13 protein-coding genes, 1 tRNA gene and 1 pseudogene are annotated in these 16,661 nt (G+C 64.6%); 10 read left to right on the top strand and 5 right to left on the bottom strand.

Annotated elements, in window-relative coordinates; all coding sequences use genetic code 11:
• The first annotated feature begins 51 nt into the window (after positions 1-51).
• On the top strand, positions 52-1,236 hold the full coding sequence (locus FJ423_RS05780; RefSeq protein ID WP_140839975.1) for an aromatic ring-hydroxylating dioxygenase subunit alpha: 1,185 nt from the start codon (positions 52-54) through the stop codon (positions 1,234-1,236).
• On the opposite strand, the gene FJ423_RS05775 is transcribed toward FJ423_RS05780, so the two are convergent.
• Positions 1,205-2,404: an MFS transporter gene (locus FJ423_RS05775; RefSeq protein WP_140839973.1), complete on the bottom strand. Its 1,200-nt coding sequence runs from the start codon at positions 2,402-2,404 to the stop codon at positions 1,205-1,207. The two genes, FJ423_RS05780 and FJ423_RS05775, sit on opposite strands and share 32 nt — an antisense overlap.
• A 227-nt stretch (positions 2,405-2,631) precedes the next feature.
• On the opposite strand from FJ423_RS05775, the gene FJ423_RS05770 reads away from it, so the two are divergent.
• On the top strand, positions 2,632-3,633 hold the full coding sequence (locus tag FJ423_RS05770; RefSeq protein ID WP_140839971.1) for a DUF1624 domain-containing protein: 1,002 nt from the start codon (positions 2,632-2,634) through the stop codon (positions 3,631-3,633).
• Positions 3,630-4,109 carry an isoprenylcysteine carboxylmethyltransferase family protein gene (locus FJ423_RS05765; RefSeq protein ID WP_140839969.1) on the top strand — a complete coding sequence of 160 codons (480 nt, stop codon included), beginning with the start codon at positions 3,630-3,632 and terminating at the stop codon, positions 4,107-4,109. The genes FJ423_RS05770 and FJ423_RS05765 overlap by 4 nt, the downstream gene beginning before the upstream one ends.
• 246 nt (positions 4,110-4,355) lie before the next feature.
• On the opposite strand, the gene FJ423_RS05760 is transcribed toward FJ423_RS05765, so the two are convergent.
• Positions 4,356-4,742: a MerR family DNA-binding transcriptional regulator gene (locus FJ423_RS05760; RefSeq protein WP_027168973.1), complete on the bottom strand. Its 387-nt coding sequence runs from the start codon at positions 4,740-4,742 to the stop codon at positions 4,356-4,358.
• 142 nt (positions 4,743-4,884) lie between these two features.
• The gene (gene mgtE, locus FJ423_RS05755; RefSeq protein ID WP_140839967.1) at positions 4,885-6,303 is read right to left on the bottom strand and encodes a magnesium transporter; all 1,419 of its coding nucleotides are present in this window, start codon (positions 6,301-6,303) and stop codon (positions 4,885-4,887) included.
• Positions 6,304-6,663: 360 nt separating this feature from the next.
• Here mgtE and FJ423_RS05750 point away from each other — a divergent pair, with 360 nt between their 5' ends.
• From FJ423_RS05750 to FJ423_RS05725, 6 genes are all read left to right on the top strand, one after another.
• Complete coding sequence (locus FJ423_RS05750; RefSeq protein ID WP_246680092.1) at positions 6,664-7,335, top strand: response regulator transcription factor; 672 nt, start codon at positions 6,664-6,666, stop codon at positions 7,333-7,335.
• 121 nt (positions 7,336-7,456) lie between these two features.
• On the top strand, positions 7,457-8,647 hold the full coding sequence (locus tag FJ423_RS05745) for an aminotransferase class V-fold PLP-dependent enzyme (protein ID WP_140839962.1): 1,191 nt from the start codon (positions 7,457-7,459) through the stop codon (positions 8,645-8,647).
• A gap of 8 nt (positions 8,648-8,655) precedes the next feature.
• Complete coding sequence (locus FJ423_RS05740; RefSeq protein WP_140839960.1) at positions 8,656-9,618, top strand: CoA ester lyase; 963 nt, start codon at positions 8,656-8,658, stop codon at positions 9,616-9,618.
• A 20-nt stretch (positions 9,619-9,638) separates the two neighbouring features.
• Positions 9,639-10,826 (top strand): malate--CoA ligase subunit beta, encoded by a 1,188-nt coding sequence (locus FJ423_RS05735; RefSeq protein ID WP_140839957.1) that lies wholly within the window; start codon positions 9,639-9,641, stop codon positions 10,824-10,826.
• 13 nt (positions 10,827-10,839) lie between these two features.
• A complete protein-coding gene (gene sucD / locus FJ423_RS05730; RefSeq protein WP_140839955.1) occupies positions 10,840-11,739 on the top strand; it encodes a succinate--CoA ligase subunit alpha in 900 nt (299 codons plus the stop codon).
• Positions 11,740-11,936: 197 nt separating this feature from the next.
• On the top strand, positions 11,937-14,618 hold the full coding sequence (locus tag FJ423_RS05725) for a phosphoenolpyruvate carboxylase (RefSeq protein WP_140839953.1): 2,682 nt from the start codon (positions 11,937-11,939) through the stop codon (positions 14,616-14,618).
• Between the two features lie 150 nt (positions 14,619-14,768).
• On the opposite strand, the gene FJ423_RS05720 is transcribed toward FJ423_RS05725, so the two are convergent.
• Positions 14,769-14,853 (bottom strand) — tRNA-Leu (locus FJ423_RS05720).
• Positions 14,854-15,091: 238 nt separating this feature from the next.
• On the opposite strand from FJ423_RS05720, the gene lipB reads away from it, so the two are divergent.
• Positions 15,092-15,835 (top strand): lipoyl(octanoyl) transferase LipB, encoded by a 744-nt coding sequence (gene lipB, locus FJ423_RS05715; RefSeq protein WP_140840104.1) that lies wholly within the window; start codon positions 15,092-15,094, stop codon positions 15,833-15,835.
• Positions 15,836-15,841: 6 nt separating this feature from the next.
• Here the strand turns inward: lipB and FJ423_RS34750 are convergent.
• A pseudogene (locus tag FJ423_RS34750) lies at positions 15,842-16,087 on the bottom strand (site-2 protease family protein); the annotation flags it as partial.
• Between the last annotated feature and the right edge of the window lie 574 nt (positions 16,088-16,661).

The following is a 16,661-nucleotide window of genomic DNA, read 5'->3' as shown; positions in this document are numbered from 1 at the left end:
TTGACAACTCCTTGGCCCGGGTGTCGGCTGCTGGCAGCCACGGAGAAGCCGATGCAGCCCGATCCGAGCGAACGCGCGTCTTACAACGGCCTGACCAGTCTACAGCCGACCTTGCCGTCCGCCTCCTATTGGGGCGCCGACGAGTATCGTCGCGATCTGGACGCCATCTGGTACCGAAGCTGGCTGATGGTCTGCCGCGAGGCCGATCTCGCGGAACCCCTCGCCTTCCGCACGGTGCGCATCGGCACCCAGGAGATCGTCGTGCTGCGTGACGAGACCGGCGCCTTGCGCGCCTTCCACAACACCTGCCGGCATCGCGGCTCGCAGCTTTGCCAGGAAAGCGCGGGGCGGCTGAAGGCCAGGCTGCTCACCTGCCCCTACCACGCATGGTCCTATTCGCTGCGCGGCGATCTCGTGCGTGTGCCGTCGAAATCGCTGCCCGAGGGCTTCGACAAGGCCGATTATCCGCTCTACCGCGTGGCGCTCTCGGTGTGGCGCGGTTTCGTCTTCGTCAATCTCGCCGAGCATCCCGACGGTTCGGCGGAAAGCGCCTTTGACCGCGCCTCCGGCGATCTTTCCAACTGGCCGCTGGAGACGCTCGTCACCGGTCACCGGCTCACCAAGGTGATGAACTGCAATTGGAAGGTCTTCTGGGAGAACTTCAACGAATGCCTGCACTGCCCGGGCGTGCATAAGGACTTGTCGCGACTGGTGCCGATCTACGGCCGCGGGCTGATGGCCAGGCATGACGATCCCGAATGGGCGCGCCACGCCGACAATGACGCGCCGGAATTCTCCGGCCGGTTGCGCCCCGGCGCCGAAACCTGGTCGAAGGACGGCCATGTCCATGGCCCGGTCTTTTCCGGCCTGACGCCGGCCGAACGCGCCGCCGGCCAGACCTACGCCACCTCGCTGCCGTCGATGTTCATCGTCGGCCATGTCGATTACATGCGCACCGTGCGGCTGGCCCCGCTCGGTCCCGAGCAGACCGAGCTCACCGCCGAATGGCTGTTCGCCCCGGAAGCTGAGACCGATGTCGAAAACATCGTCGCCTTCGGCACCCAGGTGCTCGAAGAAGACGCCGCGATCTGCGAGGTCAACCAGAAGGGGCTGCGCTCGATGCGCCATCAGGCGGGCGTGCTGATGCCGGAAGAATACGACCTGCACCGCTTCCACGATTGGGTGCGCGGTCGTCACGCGGCCTTCAGAACGCCTTCGGCAGGTAGCGCCAGGTGACGAAGCCGCAGAAGGCGGCCAGGATGCCGAGCGTGACGAACACCGAGCCCAGGCCGAAGAAGGCGAGCACCACCGAATAGACGAGCGGCGGCGTCAGCTCGGAGAAATCGAGATAGGTGCGGTAGACCGCCGCCATCTGCGCCTTCTCGTAAGCGCGCACCGAGCGCATGAACGCGGTCGAGCCGAGCGCATCGAGCGCGATGGTGAACAAGGCGCCGCAAAGCAGCAGCGCGCCGGTGAGCAACGGCGCCGCCTCGCCGATTCCGCCCGCGGCAAACAACATGGCCGACATGGCGAAATAGGCGAAGGTCATGACCCGCCGTCCACCGAAGCGCTTGCCGGCCCTGCCCCAGAAGATCGCCGCGAACAGGAGCGCGTTGCCGGCCGAAACCAGCAAGCCGCCGGCGAGCTCGCCCTGGCCGGTGATCACCATGAACAGCGGGCCGTAGACGAAGAACGTCGTCCAGAAGCAGGAGCGGCCGAAGGCGATCAGCCAGGCAAGCCTGAGCCTTGGCTGTTTCACGAAGCGGCCGATATTGGCGAGCGGATTGGCAGGACGCGACTTGCCGGGCCGGATCGACTGGTTGTCGCTCAGCCGGTAGAACCAGAACAGGCAAAGCAGCGCCAACGCAAACACCACGACCGCGCCATGCGCGGCATAGATGCCGAAATGGGTGTAGAGGAAGATGCCGAGCGTCGGCCCGCCGGTCCAGGCGAACATCGACCACGCCATGCGCAGCGATTCTGCTTGCATGAAGTCGGTCTTGCGGATGTGATCCATGATGTAGAGGTTGAGCGTGATCGACAGCGCGCTCGCCCCCATGACCCGGCACAGCATGCCGGCAATCTGGCCGGGCAACGTGTGGGTGATGAAGAAGGCGGAGCCGAGCGCCAGCAGCACGCAGCCGGCCGTGTAGACCCAGCGCCGCGCGAAGCGGCGGATGAGCACCGGCATGAACAGCGTGACCGAAAGGCCCATCAGGGACACGATCGTGTAGAGGATCGAGACGATCCGCTCATTGTGCAGGATCTCGTAGGCCTGGATCGGGATCACGCTGGAGATCGTGGCGCGGGCGAAGGATTCAACCGCATAGAGCGAGGCGAAGGTGCGCGCGTCCGCCGGCCGCAGGGCCGGAAGCCAGATCGGATGGCGCACATGGGTGGACATCGGCCCTCCGAAACGTGAATCCCGCGCCCGAATCTGGCCGGGCCAGCTGCCGGCCAGTAGCAGGAAACCGACTCCGAGGGGCCGAAAAGCGAAGCTTGCCAAAGGCTTTCCAGCTCTGGCCTAAAGCGCAATTTCATGGCTGCCATGAACCGCATTGATGGCCGCCTGCTTCTGTCGTCCACTTGAACCGTGATAGTCGTTTGGCAGGACTGAATCGGATCGAGATGATGAGCCTTCAAACGACGAGCGGCCTTGTTCAGGACGCGCCAAAGCACGGCCGCATCCAGGCCATCGACATCCTGCGCGGCATCGCGCTGATCGCGATGGCGAGCTACCACTTCACCTGGGACCTCGAAAACTTCGGCTACACCGCGCCCGCCCTCACCGCCTTCGGCTGGTGGAAATTCTACGCGCGCTGCATTGCCTCGACTTTCCTGTTTCTGGTCGGCGTCAGCCTCTTCCTCGCCCACGGCCGTCAGATCCGTTGGCCAGGCTTCTGGAAGCGGTTTGCCATGGTGGCCATCGCAGCGGCCGCCATCTCGGCAGTCACCTACATCGTCACGCCCGACGGGTTCATCTTCTTCGGCATCCTGCATGAGATCGCGCTTGCGAGCCTGCTCGGCCTCGCCTTTCTAAGGCTGCCCTGGCCGGTAACGGCGATCATCGCCGCGGCGGTCATTGCCGCCCCTTACTATCTGCGGTCGGAGTTCTTCGACCATCCGGCGCTGTGGTGGGTGGGCCTTTCCGCCACCAACCCGCGTTCCAACGACTACGTGCCGCTCTTCCCGTGGTTCGGCGCGGTGCTTGCGGGCATCGCCACGGTGAAGCTCGCTTCCGCATCGGGCTTGCTCGCCCGTCTGGGAAGCTGGCTGCCCGGCCGCTGGTCTAAGCCGCTGACCTTCATCGGCCGGCACAGCCTCGCCTTCTACCTCATCCACCAGCCGCTTCTGTTCGGCTCGGTGTGGCTGTTCTCGCAGGTCATGCCCGCCGCCCCTCAGGATAGGGAGGCCGGCTTCCTGCCTGCTTGCCAGGCGCAGTGCGAACAACAGCGGGACAGCAAGTTCTGTACGAGCTATTGTGGCTGCATGCTGGACACGCTGAAGGGCGAAGGGTCGCTCGACAAGCTTTACGCCAACGATCAGTCCAGCGTCTGGAAATCGCATTTGGCCGACATGGCGGAGACCTGCACCGCCGCGACGCAGGACCAGATGGAGGGAGGGCAGCAATGACGGGCATCACAAAGCCCAGACACGGGATCATTCCCTGGCCGCCGGTGATCTATGTCGCGGCGATTGCGGCGAGCATCGTCCTCGGCATGCTCTACCCACTGCCCTGGATCGGCGACATTCTCGGCGATCTCCTGTTCGGCGTCGGCTGGGTGGCGCTGTTCGGCGTCGCCATGCTCTGGGTCACGGCCATCCGTGTCATGATGCGGGCCAAGACGACATTCGACCCCAACGCCGAGCCCGATCATCTGGTGACGTCGGGCCCCTTCGGCATCACCCGCAATCCGATGTATCTCGCCAACACGCTGCTGCTGATCGGCGTCGCCTTCATCACCGGCATCGCCTGGTTCCTGCTCTTTGCCTTCCTCGCCGCCTTCGCGACGCAGAAACTGGCGATCGAGAAGGAAGAAAAGATCCTGGCGGAGAAGTTCGGCAAGAAATACCGCGATTATGCCAAGCGGGTGCGGCGTTGGATTTGAGGGCTGCTTCCTGAGTGGCCTGCGATTAGCCTAAGCGTTCCGGACGTCGTCATCCTCGGGCTTGACCCGAGGATCCATTCCGTGACCTATGACGTAAGGTGCAACGGTGCAGAATTCTGTAATCGTTGCGACGCCTTAGCGCCACGGCATGGATCCTAGGGTCTGCGCGCGTCGCTACGCTCCTTGCTCCGCCTAGGATGACGAAATTCAGAGGCTCAGGCCAATCGCCAATATTCGTTCGACTCCCTACGTATTCACGCCCAGCTCGGCCAGCCGCTCCACGCAGGACTCCTCGGCCTGGTCCAGCTCGGCCAGCGTCTCTTCCAGGTCGCGCCGCTTCTGGCGCAGGTCCTCGCGCTTTTCCTCGATGCGCTTGATCATCAGCTTGAGCTGGCCGACCTCGCCGGGCGGCTCCTTGTACATCTGAATGATCTCGCGGATCTCGTTGATCGAGAAGCCGAGCCTTTTCCCCCGCATGATCTGGCGGATGAGATGCCGGTCCGACGGCCGAAACAGCCGCGTGCGGCCGCGCCTTACCGGCTGCACCAGCCCCTCGTCCTCGTAAAAACGCAATGTTCGCGTCGACACGTCGAACTCGCGCGTCAGCTCGGTGATCGTGTAATATTCCCGCATTCCCGCTCCCAAGCCCGGGCATCGCGCTTGAAGCGTCGCCCTTCCCTCCGATGATACCCATCCAGCGCCGGAATCGGCACGTGACCCCGCGGCAACCCTCGCACGGCATTTACGTAAAAGTCAATTAACGGCGCCTCTTGCTTTAGCGAATGCTGAACCACCAGGTAGCCAAGCCAAGGAAAGCAAAGAAGCCGACGACGTCGGTGACGGTGGTGACGAAGACGGCGGAGGCCACGGCCGGGTCGATCTTGAAACGGTCAAGCAGCAGGGGGATGAGAATCCCTGCCAAGGCGGCCGCGAACATGTTGATGATCATCGCCGCCGCGATGATGCCGCCCAGATTGGGATCGCGGAACCAGAAACCGGCGACCATGCCGATAAGCACGGCAAACACCACACCGTTGATGAAACCGACACCGACCTCGCGGCGGATGATGCGGGCGGCGTTATAGATATCGAGGTCCCTGGTCGCCAGCGCGCGCACGGTGACGGTCATGGTCTGCGAGCCGGCATTGCCGCCCATGCCGGCGACGATCGGCATCAGCACCGCCAGCGCCACCACATGCTCGATGGTGCGGTCGAACAGGCCGATGACCGAAGCCGCGAGGAAGGCGGTCACAAGATTGACCAGCAGCCAGGGCACGCGCGAGCGCGAGGTGGCGAGCACCGTGTCGGACAGTTCCTCGTCGCCGACCCCGCCCATGCGCAAAAGGTCCTCTTCCGCCTCTTCCTGGATGACGTCGACCACGTCGTCGATGGTCAGCACGCCGACCAGCCGCCCGTTCTCGTCGACCACGGCGGCGGAGAGCAAATTGTACTGCTCGAACTCGCGTGCCGCCTCTTCCTGGTCCATGGTGGCCGAGATCGCATGCAGTGTCTCATGCATGACATCCTCGACCTTGACCGCGCGCTTGTTGCGCAGGATCTGGTCGAGATCGATGGCGCCGAGCAGCTTGAAGCTCGGGTCGATGACGAAGATCTGGCTGAAACGCTCGGGCAGGTTTCTGTCCTCGCGCATGTAGTCGATGGTCTGGCCGATCGTCCAGAACGGAGGCACGGCGACGAACTCGGTCTGCATGCGCCGGCCGGCGGTCTCTTCCGGATAGTCGAGCGCGCGCCTGAGCCTGATGCGCTCGGTGAAAGGTAGTTGCGACAGGATCTCGTCCTGGTCTTCCTTCTCAAGGTCCTCGAGGATGTAGACGGCGTCGTCGGAATCGAGCTCCTGCACCGCCTGCGCGATCTGCGCGTTGGGCAGATTGTCGACGATGTCGAGGCGGATCGCTTCATCGACTTCGGTCAGCGCGGAGAAGTCGAAATCGGAGCCGAGCAGTTCGACCAAAGCCCGGCGCTGTTCGGGATGAAGCGCCTCCAGCACGTCGCCGAGCTCCGACTGGTGCAGGTCGTCGACCTCGCGCTTAAGGGTGATCGTGTCGCGGTCGGCAATCGCCGCGCCGATCTGGGCAAGGAAGGAGGCGCGAACAGCGCCATCCTCGCCATAGATGTCGGCGTGGCGCTCCTCGGCGGGCGCGGCGCCGGTCGTCTGTGTGTCCTGGCCTTCCACCAGCGCCTCCCGCAACGAGGAATCCCCAAACGAGGTCTAGTGCATGATCCCGAAAAGGGGAAACCGCTTTTCGGGAAATCCAAACGCTGTGCGGCAGATAGCGCGGCAACAGGATTCGTCTTGGAAAGATGTCGCTCTAGCGCATGGAATAGCCAAAGAAATGTGACGGTCGCCTTCGCCTCGCAACCTCCCGGAAGTAGCGTGGAGCGCCCGCGTCGCGGGTATGACAACGCTTCAGCGGGCGCGACAGCGCATGTCGCTGGGGAAAGAGCACCCCTTCCCTATTGAGGCAGAATTGTCATGATGCATGATCCAGCAGGATCAGCGCATCGCCAAATGCTCCGAGGACAAACGCTGGCCTTGAACATCAAGTCCGCAAAGACGAACGAGGGCAATGCCGAGCGGCGCGTTCGCGTGGTCGTCGCCGAACGCAATCCTTTCGTCGTATCGGCGCTGCGCGAGATGCTGGAATGCGACGGCCGCTTCGATCTACTCGGTGTCGTGCACAGCGGCGCGCAATTCCTGGAACTGGCCGCCGTCACGCAATTCGATGTCGCCGTCGTCGGCTGGAAGCTGGCCGACATGGACGGCGCCGATGTGCTTACGGAAGTCCAGAGCCGCGAGCTTGGCGTGCGTATCGCGATCTTCTCCAACGACCACGACATTGGCATCCTGAAGCAATGCGTGCGCCTGGGCGCTCAAGGCTACTGCTTCCAGTTCGACGATCCGCCGGTGATCTTCGAGACGATCCTGGCGGTCGCCCACGGGCGTATCTGCATTCCCTATATCGACATCAACAAGGTCAACGACACGCCGTTGTCCAGGCTCACCGTGCGCGAGCGCGAGTTGCTGGCGGTGCTTTCCGACGGCTGGACCAATTTGCAGATCGCGACGCGGACCGGGATTTCCGAGAACACGGTGAAGTATCACCTGAAGAATCTCTACGACAAGCTGGACGTCCGCAACCGCGCCATGGCCGTCGCGCTCTATTCGAGCGAGAAACGCCGCACCTCCAAATCACCTATGGGGTAGGCCAACCGGGTAGGATCATCCCACCCTCAAGGGCAAACAACTTACCCGGCAAGGTGTTGTTGCAAGGCCTCATCGAAACGAAACTGCCTCCAATATCCCAACGATCGGAGGAGTTTCGCGCATGGCTGGGTTTACCCATCTCTTTATCCCAGGACCCACCAACATTCCGGAACAGGTCCGGCAAGCCATGAACCTGCCGATGGAGGATATGCGCGCCTCCTCCTTCCCCAACCTGACGCTACCGCTGTTCGAGGACATCAAAAAGGTCTTTAAGAACGACACCGGCCGCGTCTTCATCTACCCCTCCTCGGGCACCGGCGCCTGGGAAGCGGCGATGACCAATGTGCTCAGCCCCGGCGACAGGGTGTTGATGTCGCGCTTCGGCCAATTCTCGCATCTGTGGGTCGACATGGCCGAGCGGCTCGGCTTCGATGTCGATGTCATCGATTGCGAATGGGGCACTGGCGTCCCGCTCGAGCTCTATGCCGAGAAGCTTCGGGCCGACAAGGCGCACCGCATCAAGGCTGTCTTCTGCACCCAGAACGAGACCGCGACCGGCGTCACCAGCGACGTCGCCGGCTGCCGCGCCGCGCTCGACGCGGCGAACCATCCTGCCCTTCTCTTCGTCGACGGCGTTTCCTCGATCGGCTCGATCGACTTCCGCCAGGAGGAATGGGGCGTCGACTGCGCCGTCAGCGGTTCGCAGAAAGGCTTCATGCTGCCGGCCGGCCTCGGCTTCCTGTCGGTCAGCAAGAAGGCGCTTGCCGCTTCGCGGGTGGCGACACACCGGCACTGCTACTTTTCCTTCGAGGACATGATCCGCGCCAATGACGCGGGCTATTTCCCCTATACGCCGGCCACCCAGTTGCTGCGCGGCCTGCGCGCTTCGCTCGATCTGATTGCCGAGGAAGGGTTGGAAAACATCTTCGCCCGCCACCATCGCCTGGCCGAGGGCGTGCGCAAGGCCGTCGACGCCTGGGGCCTGAAGCTCTGCGCCAAGACACCGCAATGGCACTCCGAAACGGTCAGCGCCATCCTGGTGCCGGAAGGCATCGACAGCGCCAATGTCGTCAAGCGCGCCTACCAACAATACAACACCTCCCTCGGCGGCGGCTTGAACAAGGTGTTCGGAAAAGTCTTCCGCATCGGCCATCTTGGCTGGCTGAACGAGGTTATGGTCTGCGCCTCGCTGTCGGCCGCCGAAATGGCGCTGCTCGATTGCGGCGTGCGCCTGGCGCCCGGCTCGGGCGTGGCGGCGGCGATCGAGCATTTCCGCCGCACGGCCGACGTGCCGGTCGCCAGAGCGGCGTGAGGGGTACCATGAGCCACACCATCAACCATCTGAAGAAGCTGAGGCTGCAGCGCAGCGAGCTCGCGGTGCCGGGCTCCAGCCCGGAGATGATCGACAAGGCGGCCAACAGCGCCGCCGACTTCGTCTTCCTCGACATCGAGGATGCGGTGGCGCCGCCCGACAAGGAACGCGCCCGCAAGAACATCATCCAGGCGCTGAACGACATCGACTGGCGCGCCAAGGGCAAGACCGTCTCGGTGCGCATCAATGGGCTCGACACGCATTACATGTACCGCGACGTCGTCGACGTCATGGAGCAGGCCGGCGACCGGCTGGACACGATCCTGGTGCCGAAGGTCGGCGTGCCGGCCGACCTCTATATGGTCGAGGCCATGGTCAATCAGATCGAGATGGCCAAGGGCTTCAAGACCCGTGTCGGCCTCGAGGCATTGATCGAGACGGCGCTTGGCATGGCCAATGTCGAGGCGATCGCCGCCACGCCGGGCCGGCTGGAAGCCATGCATTTCGGCGTCGCCGACTATGCCGCGTCCAACAAGGCGCGCACGGTCAACATCGGCGGGCTCAACCCCGATTATCCCGGCGACCAATGGCATTTCGCTTTGTCGCGCATGACGGTCGCATGCCGTGCCTATGGCCTGCGCGCCATTGACGGGCCGTTCGGCGATTTCTCCGACCCGGAAGGCTACAACGCGGCCGCCAGGCGCGCCGCGGCCCTTGGCATCGAAGGCAAATGGGCGATCCACCCTTCGCAGATCGCCCTGGCCAACGATGTGTTCTCGCCGCCGGAGAAAGAAGTCACACGGGCCAGGCGTATCCTCGAAGTGCTGAAGGAAGCCGAGGCGCTCGGCAAGGGCGCGGCGGCGCTCGACGGCAAGATGATCGACGCGGCTTCGGAGCGCATGGCGCGCAACGTGCTGGTGGTGAGCGAGGCGATCGAGCGCGCCGGCCAGGCGCATAGCGCGGCGCGCTAAAAAATTACCGGGAGGACATGATGGACATCCACGAATACCAGGCCAAGGAACTGCTTGCCCGCCACGGCGTGCATGTGCCGCGCGGCGGCCTCGCCTACAGCCCCGAACAGGCGACCTACCGTGCCCGGGAGATCGGCGGCGCCAAATGGGTGCTGAAGGCGCAGGTTCACTCCGGCGCGCGCGGCAAGGCCGGCGGGATAAAACTCTGTTCGAACGACGAGGAGATCTCCAACGCGGCAGAAGCCATGCTCGGGCGCAAGCTGGTGACCCAGCAGACCGGCCCGCGCGGCAAGCTGATTTCGCGCCTTTATCTCGAGGAAGCGGTCGACATCGCGCAGGAACTCTATCTCGGCTTCGTCCTCGACCGCAAGGAAGAGCGCGTCATGATCGTGGCGTCGGCCGCCGGCGGCATGGAGATCGAGGACATCTCCGAAAAGAAGCCGGACTCCATCATCCGCGCCACCGTCGATCCGGGCGTCGGCATGCAAGGCTTCCAGGCGCGCGAGATCGCCTTTGGACTAGGCCTCGAAAGCAACCTGATCGGCAAGGCGACCGAAACCATCCTCGGCTGCTACCAGGTGTTCCGCGACTACGACGCCTCGATGCTGGAGATCAACCCGCTGGTGGTGACGCGCGACGGCAGCCTGGTCGCGCTCGACGCAAAAATGTCGTTCGACGAGAACGCGCTGTTTCGCCGGCCGGAGATTTCCGAGCTGCGCGACAAGAGCCAGGAAGATCCGCGCGAGACTTTCGCCAGCGACCGCGGCCTCTCCTATGTCGGGCTCGAGGGCAATATCGGCTGCATCATCAACGGTGCTGGCCTCGCCATGGCGACGATGGACATGATCAAGATCGCCGGTGGCGAGCCGGCCAATTTCCTCGACATCGGCGGCGGCGCCTCGCCGGAGCGTGTGGCAAAGTCCTTCCGCGCCGTGCTCGGCGACAAGAATGTAGAGACCATCCTGGTCAACATCTTCGCCGGCATCAACCGCTGCGACTGGGTGGCCGAAGGCGTCATCAAGGCGATCCGCGAGGTCGGGGTCGACGTGCCGCTAGTGGTGCGCCTTTCCGGCACCAAGGTCGAGGAAGGCCGCAAGATCCTGGCCGATTCCGGCGAGAAGGTCATCGTCGCCGACACGCTGGCCGAAGCCGCCGAAAAGGCCGTCGCCGCCTGGCGCGAAGCCGCCAAGAACAAAAAAGCAGCCTGAGGGAGGTCGAGAAATGGCAATCCTGCTCAACCGCAGCACGCGCGTCATCGTGCAAGGTTTCACCGGCAAGATCGGCAGCTTCCATGCCGATGACATGAAGCGCTATGGAACCAAGCTGGTCGGCGGCGTCACCCCCGGCAAGGGCGGTCAGACGCATCTCGGCCTGCCCGTTTTCAACACTGTCAAGGGCGCCGTGCGCGAGACCCGCGCCGAGGCCAGCATCGTCTTCGTGCCGCCGCCCTTCGCCGCCGATTCGATCATGGAAGCGGCCGACGCCGGCATCAAGCTTTGCGTCTGCATCACCGACGGCATCCCCTCGCAGGACATGATGCAGGTCAAGCGCTACATGCGCCGCTACCGCTTCGAGGATCGCATGCGCCTGGTCGGCCCGAACTGCGCCGGCGTCATCACGCCCGGACAGGCGCTGATGGGCATCATGCCGGGCAGCATCTATCTGCCGGGACGCGTCGGCATTGTCGGCCGTTCCGGCACGCTGGGCTACGAGGCCGCCTCGCAGATGAAGACGCTGGGCATCGGCGTGTCGACCAGCGTCGGCATCGGCGGCGATCCGATCAACGGCTCGTCCTTCAAGGACATCCTGCAGCTCTTCGAGCGCGACGACGACACCGACGCCGTGGTGATGATCGGCGAGATCGGCGGCCCGCAGGAAGCCGAAGCCGCGATCTGGGCGCGCGACAATATGAGGAAGCCGCTGATCGCCTATATCGCCGGCCTCTCCGCCCCGAAGGGCCGCCGCATGGGCCATGCCGGCGCGATCATCTCCGCCTTCGGCGAGTCGGCGCAGGAAAAGGTCGAGATCCTGAAGGAAGCCGGCGTCGTCATCGTGCCGACCCCCGCCTCCTTCGGCGAAGTTGTGGCCGATACGCTGGCGCGGACGAAGAAGGCGGCGTGACGGCCGACCAGGCGAGAATCGCGACAGGATGTGAAGCCTGTTTCGGGCCGGCCTCCTCGACGGTCGTCGGCCCGTGCGCTCGGCGCTGCCCTATGAAGGGCAATCCCAGGAAACGTGCGCTGCGGCCGTCCGGGATTGCCTGAAAACAACTGCTTAGCAGCGCGGCGGCAAATCGGCTTACGATCGGGAAAGCGGCTTTGGAACAGAGCAAACCCATCAAATTTCGTGAGGACGAGCGCAGCCTGCTGTTGCGCCTGCTGCTTCGGGTCGCAAGCGCGCGTGAGCCCGAGATCGCCGCAGTCCTGAACGGACGCAGGTCACTCGTCTCGCTGGCTCCCGAGCAGCGCATCCCGGCGCTCCAGGCGAGCGGCGTGTGGTTCCAGTTGCTGACCATTGTCGACGAGTTGCTTGCCATGCGGGCGCGGCGCGAGCTCGAGCAAGGCACGGGTGCCGACGAAGTGCCTGGCTCCTTCGCCAGCGTGATTGCCGAGATGGCGGCGAGCGGCCACTCGGCGGACGATGTCCAGGCGATGCTCGACGAACTTTGCGTCGGCCCGACCATGACCGCGCATCCGACGGAGGCCAAACGCGTCACGGTGCTGGAGATCCACCGCCGCATTTATCGCAAGCTGACCGAGCTCGATCAGCCGCGCTGGGCGCCGCGCGAACGCGATCTCCTGGTCGCCGACTTGGAAAGCGAGATCGAGCTTTTGTGGATGACCGGCGAGTTGCGGCTGGAGCGGCCGACGGTCGAGCGCGAGATCGCCTGGGGACTGCATTTCTTCCGCGAAGTCATCTTCGAGGCAACGCCGCAGCTCTATGGCAAGCTTCAGAGCGCCTGCGAGCGCCACTATCCGGGCGAGCCGATCCGAATTCCTTCCTTCATGCGCTATGCCTCCTGGATCGGTGGCGACCGCGACGGTAATCCGAACGTGACGGCCGAAGTCACCGCCTACGCCATGGCCGAATACCGCAACACCGCCATAGGCTGGTATCTGGCGCAGGTGCAGCGGCTGGTGACGGTGCTCAGCGCCAGTTCGAACGTCATCGAGCTGCCGGCCGGCTTCAGGCCGGTGCTGCAGACAGCGCTGGATAAGAGTGGAGAGGCGCAAGAGATAGCCGCCCGCAACCCTGACGAACCGCTGCGCCAGTTCGCTTCGGCCCTGCTGGCCCGGCTGGTCGCCACGCGTGACGGCGGCAAGGCGGCCTACCCCTCGGCGGAGGCGTTTCGCGCCGATCTCAACGCCCTCTCATCAGTCCTCGAAGCGATCGGCGGCCGCGCGGTCGCCAGGCGTTTCATCCAGCCGCTCGTTTGGCAGGTCGGCAGCTTTGGCTTCCGCACCGTCTCGCTCGACATCCGGCAGAACTCCACAGTCGTCAACCGGGTGCTGGCCGAGCTGTTTGCGCTGATAGACGCCGCCGATCCGATCGCCGCCGGCACGCCGCAATGGTCGGCGCGCATCCGCGCGGCGCTCAGCCAGGGCGAGCGGCTGGAGATCGACGAAGCACGGCTCTCGCAAGAAGCTGCCGAGCTGCTTTCGACATTCTCGGTTATCGCCAAGCAGATCTCGGGCTCCGATGCCGATGCGGTCGGCTCTTTCGTGCTCAGCATGACACGCTCGGCCGACGATCTGCTCGCGGTCTATCTGCTGGCTCAATGTTGCGGGCTCTCTACCGCGCCCGGCGGCGACGGCTCGATCAGGTTGCGGATCGTGCCCTTGTTCGAGACCATCGCCGACCTGCAGGCTGCACCGGGCGTCCTGAACGCATTGCTCGACGTTTCCCTTGTGCGGCGCACGGTGCGGGATTTCGGCGCGCGCCAGGAAATCATGCTTGGCTATTCGGACTCCAACAAGGATGGCGGATTCCTCGCTTCCAATTGGGAACTGGCAAAGGCGCAGAAGCGCCTCGCCGCGATCGGGCGCAAGCACAAGGTCAGGATCGGATTCTTTCACGGCCGCGGCGGCTCGGTCAGCCGGGGCGGCGCGCCGACCGGCCGCGCGATCGCGGCGCAGCCGCAAGGAACGGTCGGCGGAACCATGCGGGTGACCGAACAGGGCGAGGTCGTTTCGTCGAAATTTGCCAATCGCGGCACCGGCCTCAACCAGCTTGAGGTTCTCGCCGCCGCCGTGCTAGCGCACGGGATCCGATCGCCCGGCGATGCCAGGCAAAAGGAATCGCCGGAGTTCGACGAAGCGCTGGAAGCGCTCGCCGGCATGTCGCAGGCGTCCTATGCCGGATTGATGGCCGAGCCGGGCTTCCTGGATTATTTCAATCAGGCGAGCCCGGTTGCCGAACTGGCGCTCTTGAAAATGGGCTCACGGCCGGATCGCCGTTTCGGCGCCAGCGGCATTGCCGACCTGCGCGCCATTCCATGGGTGTTCGCCTGGAGCCAGAACCGACATCTCTTGACCGGCTGGTACGGCATCGGCAGCGCGCTGAGCGCGTTCGTCACGGTGCGCGGCGAGGCCGGGCGCGAGCTTCTGACCCGCATGTTCGAGCACTCGCGCTTTTTCCGCCTGATCGTCGACGAGGCCGAAAAGACGCTCTACCAGTCCGACATGGAGATTGCACGGCTCTATGCCGACCTGGTGTCCGACAGCGATGCGGCGGCAAGAATCCACGCCCGCATCGCCGCCGAATACGAGCTGACGCGACGCCTGATCGGCGACCTTACGGGAGGCGACCTTTCCGCGCGCTTTCCGATGTTCAAAAGGCGTTTCGACAATCTGCGCCGGCAGATGCACGACATCCACCGGCTGCAGGTCAATCTGCTGCGCGAAGTTCGGGCAGGCACAGGCGCAGATCAAAGGCGGGCGACCGACGCCCTGCTCGTCTCGATCAACTGCATCTCGGCCGGTCTGGGGTGGACGGGGTAGGCTCGGTTTGCCCGTTGCCGGAATTGCCTCGCGTCAAGCATCAGCGGCGGTGCGGTCTCATGGCCCGCCGCCGCTTCGCTTTGGTCTACCGCCGGCAGCGACGAGAACGATCGCTCGCCGATGCCAAATTCGACAGGCTTTTGGGGAGAATGGTGCGGTCGAGAAGACTCGAACTTCCACGGGTTGCCCCACAGCGACCTCAACGCTGCGCGTCTACCAATTCCGCCACGACCGCACGTGGTAGGAGCCGGAACCGTCCGGCCCGGGGCCTGTAGCAAATCGTTTCCGGCGAAACAAGTGCGCCGAGCGGAATATTCGCGAATGCGTATCGCCCACAAGTGCGCAGAGGTTTGGGAGGACGACGTGCATCAGGCAAAGCGGCTGGCACAAGCCTCCGCGGCTCGGCTTCACACTGGCGGAACTGGACGTTTTGGCCGATTGCCGCCATATGAGAGGAGCATCGAGAAAGTTCCATGACAGAACGCAGCCAGATCGCCACGTCGTTCCTTCCTTTGCCTGGTTCGGCGCCGGTGGAATGGGTGATCGAACCCGGCCTCACGTCTTATCCGGATGCGCTCGCCTTCATGGAGGCGCGCGCCGAGGCGATCCGCAGCGGGGCCGCCGGCGAGATGGTCTGGCTGGTCGAGCATCCGCCGCTCTACACCGCCGGAACCAGCGCGCGAATCGATGACCTGATCGATCCCAACCGGTTTCCAGTTTTTGCCGCCGGGCGCGGCGGCGAATATACCTATCACGGTCCCGGCCAGCGCGTGGCCTATGTGATGCTCGACCTGAAACGCCGGCGCGAGGATGTGCGCGCCTTCGTCGCGGCGCTCGAGCAATGGATCATCGCCACGCTCGCCGCCTTCAACGTGCGCGGCGAGCGGCGCGAGAACCGCGTCGGCGTCTGGGTGGTACGGCCGGACCGGCCCGCCCTGCCGGACGGCACGCCCGCCGCGGACAAGATCGCGGCCATCGGCATCCGGCTGCGGCGCTGGGTGAGCTTTCACGGCATCGCCATCAATGTCGAGCCGGATCTCGGCCATTTCAGCGGCATCGTGCCCTGCGGCGTCTCGGACCATGGCGTGACCAGCCTTGTCGATCTCGGGCTGCCCGTCACCATGGCCGATCTCGACCTCGCGCTGAAAGCTGCGTTCGAGGATGTGTTCGGACCTGCCGCCGTTCCGGTCGCTGAGCCCGCTCGCAAGGCTAGCTAAGCCGCTCCGCCACGCGCAGCCGGCAAGCGTGGCCAAAAGCATGGCGGCCAGCCGATGTCCTTCGCCATTGGCGAAGCCGCTGGCGGCGATCAGCACCGGCACCAGGAAGGCGGAGAAGCCGGCGCCCATAATCGCCACGAAGGCGACCTCGAAGCGGCTGTCATAGGGCCTGCCGCCGATGGCGATGCCGCCCAGCAGCGGAATGAAGATCATCCGCGCGCGGCGATGCCCCGTCAGGCGGAAGGCGGCCATATGGCCAAGCTCGTGCAGGGCGACCACCGAGATGAGGATCGCCGCCAGCGCCAGGCCGCCAAGATTGAGCCCGAAGAACGGCCACAGGATCAGGGCCGAAAGCGCGGCGAAGCCGACCTGGCTCAGCGGATGCTCGAACCAGCCGCCCCTGCGATAAGTGCCCGTCGCCGCCCAGACGTCGAGCTTGCGCAATTCGCGACGCATGGCGAAGAAACGGAAGATCAGGAACGCGACACCGCGATAGCGGTCGGTCTGGGTGAGCGTCACTCGCACGGCCTCGCCTTCCGGCACAAGCTCGGCGGTCTCGCGATAGTTCGCCCAGAACGAGGGATCGAGCGCCGTGTCCTCGATGACGGTCATCGAGAAGTAGCTTCCCTCCCTCACATCCTCGAGCCGCGCCTTGCGGTCGATCGGCCGGCCGTCCCGTCCTTCCCAGGAGAGCCGGATCAGCGCCGTCCCTTCGCTATCCAGGGGTTCGGCGGCAAGGATTTCGCCCGACCAGCCGGCGTCGCTGCCGAACGGCCACAGCGCCTGCCAAAGGCAATTGCGGTCGGCCTTGATCACGCGGCTGACC

The organism is Mesorhizobium sp. B2-8-9 (assembly GCF_006439475.1).
In the GTDB taxonomy this organism is placed as follows: domain Bacteria; phylum Pseudomonadota; class Alphaproteobacteria; order Rhizobiales; family Rhizobiaceae; genus Mesorhizobium.
The sequence above is the reverse complement of the archived record's forward strand: the minus strand, read 5'-3'. Positions and strand labels throughout refer to the sequence as shown.